The organism is Microbulbifer sp. YPW16 (assembly GCF_021290385.1).
In the GTDB taxonomy this organism is placed as follows: Bacteria; Pseudomonadota; Gammaproteobacteria; order Pseudomonadales; family Cellvibrionaceae; genus Microbulbifer; species Microbulbifer zhoushanensis.
Map to the genome: position 1 here is coordinate 994,028 of NZ_CP089928.1, position 11,443 is coordinate 1,005,470.

The 11,443-nt window shown below is 62.5% G+C and carries 11 protein-coding genes and 1 other RNA gene; 4 read left to right on the forward strand and 8 right to left on the reverse strand.

The genetic code is table 11. The features are described from left to right. Positions 1-154: 154 nt before the first annotated feature. Together LVE68_RS04330 and ffs are read right to left on the reverse strand one after the other, a co-directional pair. The gene (locus LVE68_RS04330) at positions 155-2,074 is read right to left on the reverse strand and encodes a M2 family metallopeptidase (protein ID WP_233005805.1); all 1,920 of its coding nucleotides are present in this window, start codon (positions 2,072-2,074) and stop codon (positions 155-157) included. Positions 2,075-2,294: 220 nt separating this feature from the next. After that, positions 2,295-2,392: signal recognition particle sRNA small type (gene ffs, locus LVE68_RS04335), an RNA gene on the reverse strand. Positions 2,393-2,535: 143 nt separating this feature from the next. On the opposite strand from ffs, the gene LVE68_RS04340 reads away from it, so the two are divergent. Continuing rightward, a complete protein-coding gene (locus LVE68_RS04340) occupies positions 2,536-3,381 on the forward strand; it encodes a 6-carboxytetrahydropterin synthase (protein ID WP_233005806.1) in 846 nt (281 codons plus the stop codon). 46 nt (positions 3,382-3,427) lie between these two features. Next, positions 3,428-4,150 (forward strand): 16S rRNA (uracil(1498)-N(3))-methyltransferase, encoded by a 723-nt coding sequence (locus LVE68_RS04345; protein WP_233005807.1) that lies wholly within the window; start codon positions 3,428-3,430, stop codon positions 4,148-4,150. Positions 4,151-4,384: 234 nt separating this feature from the next. Here the strand turns inward: LVE68_RS04345 and ald are convergent, their stop codons facing one another. Continuing rightward, a complete protein-coding gene (gene ald, locus LVE68_RS04350; RefSeq protein WP_233005808.1) occupies positions 4,385-5,530 on the reverse strand; it encodes an alanine dehydrogenase in 1,146 nt (381 codons plus the stop codon). Between the two features lie 202 nt (positions 5,531-5,732). Between ald and LVE68_RS04355 the strand changes: the two genes are divergently transcribed. Continuing rightward, complete coding sequence (locus tag LVE68_RS04355) at positions 5,733-6,218, forward strand: Lrp/AsnC ligand binding domain-containing protein (RefSeq protein ID WP_233005809.1); 486 nt, start codon at positions 5,733-5,735, stop codon at positions 6,216-6,218. Between the two features lie 70 nt (positions 6,219-6,288). Here LVE68_RS04355 and LVE68_RS04360 read toward each other — a convergent pair whose 3' ends face one another. The 3 genes from LVE68_RS04360 to putP all read right to left on the reverse strand — a co-directional run bounded on the left by LVE68_RS04360 (position 6,289) and on the right by putP (position 9,011). Then, positions 6,289-6,753, reverse strand: a complete 465-nt coding sequence (locus tag LVE68_RS04360; RefSeq protein WP_233005810.1) for an Mpo1 family 2-hydroxy fatty acid dioxygenase — start codon at positions 6,751-6,753, stop codon at positions 6,289-6,291. A gap of 101 nt (positions 6,754-6,854) precedes the next feature. Beyond that, positions 6,855-7,367, reverse strand: a complete 513-nt coding sequence (locus LVE68_RS04365; protein ID WP_233005811.1) for an O-acetyl-ADP-ribose deacetylase — start codon at positions 7,365-7,367, stop codon at positions 6,855-6,857. Between the two features lie 174 nt (positions 7,368-7,541). Further along, positions 7,542-9,011: a sodium/proline symporter PutP gene (putP, locus tag LVE68_RS04370; RefSeq protein WP_233005812.1), complete on the reverse strand. Its 1,470-nt coding sequence runs from the start codon at positions 9,009-9,011 to the stop codon at positions 7,542-7,544. A gap of 279 nt (positions 9,012-9,290) precedes the next feature. Here putP and LVE68_RS04375 point away from each other — a divergent pair, with 279 nt between their 5' ends. Next, entirely contained in the window at positions 9,291-9,809 is a 519-nt protein-coding gene (locus tag LVE68_RS04375) for a hypothetical protein (RefSeq protein WP_233005813.1), read from the forward strand. Here LVE68_RS04375 and ttcA read toward each other — a convergent pair. Together ttcA and LVE68_RS04385 are read right to left on the reverse strand one after the other, a co-directional pair. Beyond that, positions 9,691-10,623 carry a tRNA 2-thiocytidine(32) synthetase TtcA gene (gene ttcA, locus LVE68_RS04380; RefSeq protein WP_233005814.1) on the reverse strand — a complete coding sequence of 311 codons (933 nt, stop codon included), beginning with the start codon at positions 10,621-10,623 and terminating at the stop codon, positions 9,691-9,693. The genes LVE68_RS04375 and ttcA overlap by 119 nt on opposite strands. Positions 10,624-10,745: 122 nt before the next feature. Further along, entirely contained in the window at positions 10,746-11,420 is a 675-nt protein-coding gene (locus LVE68_RS04385; protein ID WP_233005815.1) for an arylesterase, read from the reverse strand. Between the last annotated feature and the right edge of the window lie 23 nt (positions 11,421-11,443).

Below are 11,443 nucleotides of genomic sequence, written 5' to 3' on the forward strand. Positions count from 1 at the left end.
CGCCATCCATGGCGCTACTAACAAGCCTTTGTTCAGGCTCCGGCCCGGCTATCTGACCGCCATGGATGGCGGGAATGCAGGTTTTGCATGGAGCAAAAACCTGCACTGGCCGGTCGAATAATCAAGCAGCGAGCAGTGCTCGCTATGCGCTTGATTATTCCCAACCGCACTGGCGGTCTTGGTTTTGCTCTTCCAGGTACGCCATCAGCGGCTGGAAGTAATCGATGATGGCCGAGGAGTCCAGCTCGCGCTGGCCGGTCAGGGCTTCCATCGCATCCGGCCACGGCTTGCTGGCACCCATTGCAAGCATATTGCGGAGTTTCTCACCGGCGGCCGCGTTGTTGTAAATCGAGCAGCGATGCAGTGGTCCCTCGTGGCCCGCCGCCTCACACAGGGCGCGGTGGAACTGGAACTGCTGGATACGAGCCAGGAAGTAACGCGCATAGGGCGTGTTGCCCGGGATATGGTACTTGGCGCCCGGATCAAAATTGGCCTCGCTGCGGCTTACCGGCGGCTGGATGCCCTGGTAATCCTCGCGCAATTCCCACCAGGCCTTATTGTAATCGCTGGGGTCCACCTCACCGCTGAACACCTGCCAGCGCCACTTGTCCACCAGCAGCCCGAACGGCAGGAAGGCGATCTTGTCCAGTGCCTGGCGCATCAGGAAGCCGATATCCTTGCTCTCGTCCGGCACCTCGTCCATCAGGCCAATCTGTTTCAGGTACTTCGGCGTGATGGAAAGCGCAATGGCATCACCCACCGCCTCGTGGAAACCATCATTGGCACCCTCCTGGTACAGGAACGGCTGGTCGTTGTAGATACGCTGGTAAAAGTTGTGGCCCAGTTCGTGATGGATGGTAATGAAGTCATCCGCGGTCTTCTGGATACACATCTTGATACGGATGTCGTCCTTGTTATCCAGGTTCCAGGCACTGGCATGGCAGACGACGTCGCGATCACGGGGCTTGGTGAACTGGGAACGCTCCCAGAAAGTTTCCGGCAGTGGCTTGAAGCCCAGCGAGGTAAAGAACCGCTCGCCGACCTTGACCATCTCCTTTTCATCCATGCCGGAATCAACCACCAGCTGGGTCAGGTCGTAGGGGGCCTGCATATCCTCGTCCTTGACCACGTCATAGACGTTGCCCCACTCCTGCGCCCACATATTGCCCAGCAGGTGCGCCGGGATCTTGCCGTTGGGCGGCACCACGTCGTCGCCGTAGCGCTCGTTCAGCCTGGCCCGTACATGGCAGTGCAGGGCTTCATACAGGGGCTTTACCTTGCTCCACTGTGCATCCATGTCCGCGGAAAAAGCATCCGCCTCCATGTCGTACTTGGAGCGCCACATCTCACTCAGGTCCTTGTAGCCCAGCTCCCGGGCACCGGCATTGGCGATCTCCACCTGGCGCTCGTAGAGCGGCTTCATGGGCGGCGCTACCTTGCGCCAGCCAACCCAGAGCTCCTTCAGCAGGTCCGGATCGCGGCTCTCCGCCATCAGGCGGCCCATCTCAGTGAGGCCGTAGCATTTTTCCTTGTCGCCCTCGCCGGAGCAGTACTTGCCGGAGCCATACATGCCCTGCAGCTTGGAGCCGATCTGGGCCAGCTCGGCGGTCAGTTCCGGATCCTGCGGCGCTGGCAGTACCAGGCCCTGCTTGAGCATGGTGAGCTGGCGACGGGTTTCAGGGGCGAGCTCCAGGTCATCGAAGCGGGCTGCCTCGTTGGCCAGCTCGACCGCCAGGGAGGTAAAGCGCTCCGAGGCCAGCGCCTCGGTGTACTGGGAATCCACGTTAATGTAGGTAGCTGCAAGCCAGGATGCGTGTGCGCCTTCCTCCGCCATCTTGGCCAGGCGCTGCTGTGCCTGCTCGAGGAAGGCCTTGGCATCCTCGGCGGTCACCGGGCCATTGGCGGACTCGCCGGTACCGGTTTGGGTGGCGGACTCACCTGTCCCGGCGCCGGCACTCTCTGCGGCCACATTCGCCGTAGCACTGTCTGTCGCGGCATCTTCGGGCTCTGCCTGGCGGTTGTCACAGCCAGCCAATACCACCGCCACAGCGGCGGCCAGGGCAATCTTTTTCATCAGCTCCCTCTCTGCTTTTCAGTTATATTTGACGACGTTTTATAGCATAAGCGCGACACCGGGCGGGCTGCAGCCGCCATAACGAGCGCACATCGGCATGAAATTCCCCCAACACGGCATAGAAACAACAAAAATCCTGTGAATCCGGGATTCAGCGTCAACATCGGGAGTCGGTGCCCGGTCGGGCGAAAACAAAAGGAGGGGGCAGAAATGGAGGCAGCCCAACCAGCAACACCCTCGGCACATGACGTCACTGCTACCGTTGCTCCCTTCCGGGCCTGGCGGAGTTCACAGCTGTTCATTGCGAGGGGACCGGAAGGGCCGCCACTGCAAGCTTCGACAATGCTTCACTGCCGAAGAGGGCGCGATTATAGAGACTCACAGGCGCGAGTTCCACCCCCCTATTCAGGTTATACTGTGCACCGCAGTAAACCCGGAAGTTTCAACGCCTGAGGAACCTCATGCACCTCTTTGTCGACAACCTGATCAACATCGATTTCAGCTACCTGGACCATCACCGTGGCCTGGTGGGCGAGACCTGGCTGGCAAACGCCGCGCTGGACGGCGCACTGGATGAACAGGGCATGGTGTGTGACTTCGGTGTCGTCAAGAAGACCCTGCGCCACTGGCTGGACGAGGAGCTGGACCACCGCCTGCTGGTCCCGACCGGCTCACCCCACCTGGTGCTCGAAGAGAACGGTGACCGCGTCTCGGTGGACTGGCGGCTCGACAGTGGCAGGCATATCAAGGTCAGCGGTCCCCGCCAGGCCTTCGCCCTGGTCGAGGCAGACATTATCGATATGGGCAGTGTGGCAGCCTGGAGTGTTGCCCAGCTCGCCAGCGCCTTCCCCACCAGCGTGGAGCAGTTGAAGCTGTCCTTCAGCTGTGAAGAGATCAACGATGCTTTCTACCACTACAGCCACGGCCTGAAAAAGCACGGCGGCAATTGCCAGCGCATTGCCCACGGCCATCGCTCCCGTATCCAGGTGTTCGTCAACGGCGAGCGCAGTGCCCGCTGGGAAGAGAAGTGGGCCGAACGCTGGCGGGACATCTACCTGGGCACGCGGGAAGACCTGGTTCCGGATGGCAATGGCGACCCGCTGAACTTCGCCTATCGCGCACAACAGGGAGAGTTTGCACTGGAAATCCCTGCTGACTGCTGCGAGCTGGTCGACTGCGACACCACGGTGGAGCAGCTGGCCATGTATATCGCCAACACCATTGCCGCCGACGAACCCGGGCACGAGGTGCGTGTGCGGGCCTTCGAGGGACTGGGCAAGGGCGCGGTGGCGAGCGCCCGCCGCTGACACGCCCAGTATCCTTCCCCTGCCGCGAAGCCAGAGACTGCCCGCCGTGAACCTGATCCTCCTGCACCCGGAAGACTTTATCTCCCCGGAGCGCGCCCGGCTCCGTGACCGCCGCGCCGGGCATATCCGCACCGTCCACCGCGCAGCCCCCGGGGAGCAGCTGCGTGTAGGCCTGCTGAATGGCCACATCGGCACCGCAGAAGTGACGGCACTGGATGACGAACAGGTCGAACTGGAGGTCTCCTTCACTGATGCGCGGCAACCACCCTCAGCGCTGCCCCTGAAGCTGGTACTGGCGCTCCCGCGCCCGAAAATGCTCAAGCGCATCATCCAGCACGCCACGGCGATGGGCGCCAAGGAAATCTACCTGGTTAACGCCTACCGGGTGGAGAAGTCCTACTGGCAGACCCCGTGGCTGGAAGCGGAGAAACTGCGGGAACAGTGGCTGCTGGGGCTGGAACAGGCCGTGGATACGGTGATGCCCCGCATCGAGCTGCGCAAGCGCTTCAAGCCGTTTGTGGAGGATGAACTTCCGGGCATCATCGCCGGCACCGAGGCCCTGGTGGCCCACCCGGTATCCGCCGGGCCCTGCCCCGTCGATGTGCAACACCCGGTAACCCTGGCAGTGGGGCCCGAGGGCGGATTCATCCCGTATGAAGTGGAAAAACTGCAGCAGCAGGGATTTGCCCCCGTCCACCTGGGCCCGCGCATATTGCGGGTTGAGACCGCCCTGCCGGTACTGCTGTCAAGGCTGTACCCCGGTCGCTGAGGACCAGCCCGCCCCTCGAAAACCTCACGATCCTCCCCTGTGCTCCCGTTTTCCCCGATTTCCGGACATAAAAAAGCCGCGTAAAAACGCGGCACTAAACTGGTGGTTTGAGCCACCGGGTCTCACAGAGTGGGGGCATACCCTGCCCCCGGGGAGAAACTCCCTAAGCTGCCGGAAAGTGCCCGGCAGCATCACAAGCAACGTCAGTTCGCGTTAACTCTTGCGGTGCGGGGCTCAGGCCGCCGCACCTTCCGCCGCTGCATCTTTCTGCAGCGCCAGTTTCGGGTCCACATACTCGTAGCCCAGCACATCGGCAACCGCCTGGTAGGTAACCATGCCGGCGTGGACGTTGAGGCCCTCCAGCAGGTTGGCGTCGTCCAGCAGTGCCTGCTTGGCGCCCTTGTTGGCCAGCGCCACAGCGTACGGCAGGGTGGCGTTGTTCAGGGCCATGGTGGAGGTGCGCGCAACGCCGCCCGGCATGTTGGCCACGCAGTAGTGCACCACACCGTCGACAACGTAGGTCGGCTCCTGGTGGGTGGTCGCCTTGGAGGTTTCGAAGCAACCGCCCTGGTCGATGGCCACGTCCACAACCACGGCACCTTTCTTCATGCGGCTGATCATGTCGCGGGTCAGCAGCTTGGGTGCAGCGGCACCCGGGATCAGTACTGCTCCGACAACCATGTCCGCTTCCAGCGCATGCTGCTCGATCGCGTCGTTGGTGGAATACTCGGTGCGCACGGCGCCGCCGAAGATATCGTCCAGCTGGCGCAGGCGCGGCAGGGAGCGGTCCAGGATAGTGACGTCAGCACCCATACCCAGCGCCATCTTGGCCGCGTTGGTGCCCACGACACCACCGCCGATGATCAGCACCTTGGCCGGGGCAACACCGGGCACACCGCCCAGCAGTACACCCAGGCCGCCCTGGGCTTTTTCCAGGTGGTGGGCGCCACACTGTACTGACATGCGACCGGCAACCTCGGACATCGGCGCCAGCAGCGGCAGGCCGCCGGTGCGGTCGGTGACGGTCTCGTAGGCGATGCAGGTGGCACCGGACTTCACCAGCAGCTCGGTCTGCTTGGGATCCGGGGCCAGGTGCAGGTAGGTGTACAGCAGCTGGCCGGGGCGCAGCATTTCGCACTCGTGCGGCTGCGGCTCTTTGACCTTGACGATCATGTCGGCGCTGGCGAAGATCTCTTCAGGCGTGTCGATGATCTTGGCACCAGCCTGCTCGTACATCTCGTCAGTAAAGCCGATGGCAGAACCACCATCTTTCTGCACGATCACCTCGTGACCGTGGCTGATGAGCTCACGAACACTCGCCGGCGTCAGGCCAATGCGGTATTCGTGGTTCTTAATCTCTTTCGGTACACCGATCAACATTGTTATCTCTCCCAGTGTTCTGGCTGATGCGCCGGTTTTAGTCAGGTGACGGGTTCAGCACCCTGTCTCTGTGATTTCACCCAGTATAAGAACAGCCAGTAAGTGTATTTATGTAAGATTTTCTGCTTAACTAGTGGAATCCACTATTTATGGCACTCAAAAGGCCGCTTTTTAAGCAAACTGACCAACCCGGAGCCCCCAGATGCGCAAACGCGCCAGTGAACTCAGCACCATCGACCGCAATATCCTGCGGGTCCTGCAAAAGAATGGCCGCACCAGCTACGCCGAACTGGCGCGCCAGGTAGGCCTTACCGCGACTCCCTGCGTAGAACGGGTCAAGCGCCTGGAAAGCGACGGGGTGATCCAGGGCTATACCACCCTGATCAACCCGGAGTTCCTCGATGCCGCGCTGGTGGTGTTCGTGCAGATCCGCCTGAATCGCTCGGCCCAGGACGCATTCGAGGAATTCCGCAACGCAGTGGCAGAGCTGCCGGAGGTACAGGAGTGCTACCTGGTGTCGGGGAACTTCGACTACCTGATCAAGGCGCGGGTGGCCGACATGAGCGCCTACCGACGGTTCTACGGCGAGACACTGCTGACCCTGCCGGAGGTGCAGGAATGCACCAGTTACGTGGTGATGGAGGAAGTAAAGGAAACCCTGGAGGTTCCGGTGCACTACAACCGCTAGCGCGGCCCGCACTGCCGGTACCGGGTAGAACGGTGTGGCCGGGCCCGTTGTTGCCCGGCCGGTGACTGGCTCAGTAGCGGATGCCGAGCGCGCGATAGACGAAACCGATCACCCACGCGGGGCCGATCAGCAGGAACTGGAGGTCCTTGAAGAAAGACGGTTTTTTGCCCTCGACATGGTGGCCGACAAACTGCAGCACCCACATCACCACAAAGATTCCCAGCGCCGTCTGCCATACCGGAATACCGATCCGGTCGGCCACGCCCCAGCCCCAGAAACACACCGCACTCAGCGCGGCCATGCCCAGCGCCACGGGAAAAGACAACATCAGGTAGAAGGCCAGCGTGGGGACCAGGGCCACCACGGCCCAGTTCAGCCAGGATATGGCTGCCATAAAGCCGGGCTGTGGGATCTCCCACAGCAGCCCCACTACAGTCGCGTAGATGGCCGGCACCGCCAGCCAGTGAATCGCCTTGTTTACCGGGTTCTGGTGGCTCTCACCATATTCCGCGAACCACTGCTCTGCCGTGCGCATGCTCTCACCTCGTATTGTTATCGTTCTCTTCTGGAGGTCCCAATCATCGGGCAGCGGCGCCCGGGAATCAATATCCCCGGGTCCGCACGCAACGCGGCGGGCTAGCGCCGCACCACCGCATCCAGCTGCAACCGGTAGAGCTCTGCCATGGATTCATCGAAACAGCAGAATACGATTCGCCCCGGTGCAGTATCCCGCTCCAGGTGCGACTGCACCTCTTCCACGGCGATTTCCACGGCCTGCTCCGGCGGGTAATCGTAGACACCACAACTGATGGCGGGGAAAGCAATCGAGCGGATATGTTCACGACGGGCCAGGGCCAGGCAGTGCCGGTAGCAACTCGCCAGCAACTCCGGTTCCCCCAGGTTACCGCCGCGCCAGACCGGCCCGACCGTGTGATAGATACGCCTGACAGGAATCTCGAAGGCGGGGGTGGCACGTACCTCACCTACAGGACAGCCACCTAACTTGCGGCAGGCCTCGGACAATTCCGGGCCCGCGGCCCGGTGAATGGCGCCGTCTACGCCACCACCACCGGCCAGCCGCTGGTTGGCGGCATTGACGATTACATCAACCTGCAATCGAGTGATATCACCGACATGGACTTCGATCACTCAGTATCTCCAACCGCTTATTAAACGAATCGCTGCGGATGGACATCCTTTTCGCTCTACAGCTGCCCCGCTGCCGGCATGCGACGGCGGGGACGGCCACTGAGAACGCTGCCGGACAGGCGTATCCCACGCCGTCCGGACAGCCCCGGCAGCGCGTACGGCAGGCGGGCGCCCTCAGGAGCCCAACAGCTGCCGGTGGCGCGCTGCCACCGCGGCGGGACATTTCGTCGCCGCACTAACTATCACGATAGCAGCTGCAGAGAGAATGAAGCCCGGCAGCAGTTCATAGAGGTCGAAGATACCACCGGACAGCTGGCGCCAGACCACCACCGTGAGGCCGCCGACAATCACGCCGGCAATCGCCCCGGCGCCAGTCATACGCGACCAGAACAGGCTGATCAGTGTGGCGGGGCCGAACGCCGCGCCCAGGCCCGCCCAGGCATAAGCCACCACGTCCAGCACCTTGGATTCCGGGTCCATGGCCACCGCCACGGCAATCAGGGACAGCGCCACCACCGCCCAGCGGCCCACCTTGACCATCGCCTCCGGGGTCGTCTTGCGCCCGAACCATACATGGTAGATATCCTCGGCCAGCGCGGCAGAGCTCACCAGCAGTTGCGAGTCAGCGGTACTCATGATGGCCGACAGGATCGCTGCCAGCAGGATACCGGCTACCAGTGGGTGGAACAGGGCCTCCACCAGCGCCATGAATACGCGCTCGCCATCCGGCAGTGTCTGCGCCAGTTCCAGGTGGCCGAACAGGCCCACGGACATGGCCCCGAGGAAACCAAACAGCGACCAGATCGCCGCCACGGTGGCCGCCGCAGGCACATCCTCCGGGCGGCGGACCGCCATAAACCGCGCCACGATATGCGGCTGGCCGAAATAACCCAGGCCCCAGGCCAGCGAACTCAGCACCGCCGCTACACCCAGTGCCTGGCCGGTGTTGTCCTGCATCCAGTGCATCAGCTCCGGCACCTTGTCGTGCAGCTGGCCCCAGCTGGCTGCAAAGCCGCCCTCATCATTGATCACCACCAGTGGAACCGCCACCAGCGCCAGGCTCATCAGCAGGCCCTGGATCACGTCGGTCCAGGACACGGCCAGGAAACCACCGAACAGCGTGTAGGAGATTACCGCCGCGGCACCGATCAGCACCGCCCACTCGTAGTCCCAGCCAAACACTGTCTCGAACAGCTTGCCGCCGGCAATCAGGCCGGAGGCAACGTAAAACAGGAAAAACAGCAGGATAAAGAATGCACACACCGTGCGCAGGTAGGGGTGGCCCAGGTTGAACCGCCGGTGCAGGTAGGCCGGCACAGTCAGGGCGTCGTCCAGTTCGTAGGTATAGATACGCAGGCGCCGGGCCATGGTGGTCCAGCTCAGCACAATGCCGGAAAACAGTCCCAGCGCAATCCAGGCCGAAGACAGGCCACTGGCATAGGCCGCCCCGGGCAGCCCCAGCAGCAGCCAGCCACTCATGTCCGAGGCACCGGCACTGAGTGCCGCCACCGCCGGCGGCAGCGAGCGACCGCCGAGGAAGTAGTCACTGGCGTTACGGGTGCGCAGGTAGGCGTAGACACCGATGGCCAGGATCATCGCCAGGTAGGCGACAAAGGTAAGCGCAATAAGCCATTGTCCAGACATAGGGTGGTTCCTTGATCCTTGGTGACCACAGCAGCTGACCCGTGGCGCGACGCACGAATACAAATTATTGCGCCAGCGAGCTTCCGGATAGGTTCTGCGGCCGGTTTTTGTGTTTATTGCGCGCAAATCTACCCATTAGCTGGCGGCAACTCAAACCACAAACTAAACATTGGGGTAGACACGGAAAAACCTGACAACATTATGGGCATTTGTCTGGACGAATTACGGCTTCTGGTCATTCGTCCCACACTCAAGCATCTGCGGGCATGGTCAGCCGGCATGGAAAACCTGCTACTGGGCACGGCCGCGCAGGAATCACAGCTCGGCTTCCACCTGAAACTCGGCCGGCGCCATGGCCTGGGGCTGTACCAGATCCAGCCCCATACCCACCGGGAAATCTGGGACAAGTTCCTGATTGACTACCCTGCCCTGGCCTCCAAGGTTCGGGGACTGGCCAGCCAGCGGGACTTCCTTGACCACCCCCACAGCGAACTCACCACCAACCTGCGCTACGCAACGGCAATCGCCTGGCTGATCTATCGCGCTGCCGGCGTCGAGCGGGTCGAAGACGGCAACATCCGCGCCATGGCCAAGCTGTGGCACCGCCACTTCCACCACGGCCCAGTCGCCAGCGCCCGTGACTATGTGCGCAGCTACACCGGCCTGGTTCTGGGTGACGCTACAGATTCAGCGCGTCAATATAGCGCGGCGCCTCTTCCTGCCCAGGCTCAGGCTCCCACTCGCCAGGCACCCAGGAGTGCACCTGCCGCTCAATTGAGCGCCCAGACGGCTCGCTAGCGGCCGGCTGCGAGCGGTCCAGTTCCAGGCTGTTGAAGTCGTAGAGCTCCGTATCCGCCAGCTGCGACGGGGAGACCCGGGTCAGTGCGGCAAAGATATTCTCCGAGCGTCCCGGGAACTTGCGATCCCACTCCCGCAGCATCTGTTTGATGGCCTGGCGCTGGAGGTTTTCCTGGCTGCCGCACAGGTTGCAGGGAATGATGGGGAACTGCTTGTGTTCGGCGAACTTCTCGATGTCCTCCTCGCGGCAGTAGGCCAGCGGGCGGATCACGATATTGCGGCCATCGTCGGCGCGCAGCTTGGGCGGCATGGCCTTGAGGCGCCCGCCATAGAACATGTTCAGGAACAGGGTCTCGACGATATCGTCCTTGTGGTGGCCCAGCGCCACCTTGGTGGCACCGATCTCCTCGGCGAACCCGTACAGGGTGCCGCGACGCAGGCGCGAGCAGAGGCCACAGGTGGTCTTGCCCTCGGGTACCACTTCCTTCACCACTGAATAGGTGTCTTTCTCCACGATGTGGTAGGGGACGCCGAGTGATTCCAGGTACTCCGGCAGTACGTGCTCGGGAAAGCCCGGCTGCTTCTGGTCCATGTTGACTGCCACCAGCTCGAACCGCACCGGCGCCGTTTTCTGCAGATTAAGCAGGATATCCAGCATGGCATAGGAGTCCTTGCCACCGGACAGGCACACCATGATCTTGTCGCCCTCTTCAATCATGCTGAAGTCGGCGATGGCACGGCCCACATGGCGGCGCAGGCGCTTTTGCAGTTTGTTGAATTCCAGCCGCTCGCGGCGGTTTTCCAGTTCGGACATGGTGCTTCTCTATCAGACCGGTTCAGCCAGGGGCGGACGCCCCCGGGCGGACAGCAGGTCCGCCCCTACAAGTCAGGGCCATGCACCCGCACGGCTCAGGTGCGCGATTGTACGCATTTCGCTCAGGGCTTGCACAGTTTCTCTGACCCGACGGTCCCACCCTCGATCAGCGATTCCACACACGGCCAGATATGCTCCAGCAGCGCCGGCTGTGCCGCCACGGACGGGTGGATGCCATCGGTCTGCATGCCGCCCTCCTCGAGCGCCACCGGCTCCAGGAAAAAGGGCACCAGCGCTACCTCCTCCGCCTTCGCCACCTCGGGGTAAACCGCCGCAAAGGCATTGGTATAAGCGGCGCCATAATTCGGAGGCATGCGCATACCCAGCAGCAGGACACCCGCGCCCTCCTCCCGGGCCATCTGTACCATCTGTTGCAGGTTATTCTGCAGGGCCCGCGGCGGGTAGCCGCGCAGGCCATCGTTGCCACCCAGCTCCACGATCAGCCAGCTGGGGCTGTGTTCTTCCAGCAGCCGGGGCAGGCGCGCCAGGCCACCGGAGGTGGTTTCCCCGCTGACGCTGGCGTTGACCACTTCCACATCACGGCCCTCTTCCTGCAGCCGTGTGCGCATCAGCTCGACCCAGCCCTGGGACTCATCCATACCGTATGCGGCGCTGACGCTGTCGCCCAACACCAGCAGCTTCTCCCCGGCGCGCGCGTCCGCCTGGCCCAACGGGACCAACAGCAGCAGGCATACGCCGAGCTGCCAGAGTCGCTGCCGGAAAAATTCTGTCGTCATGTCATACTCTCCACTGCTTTCGT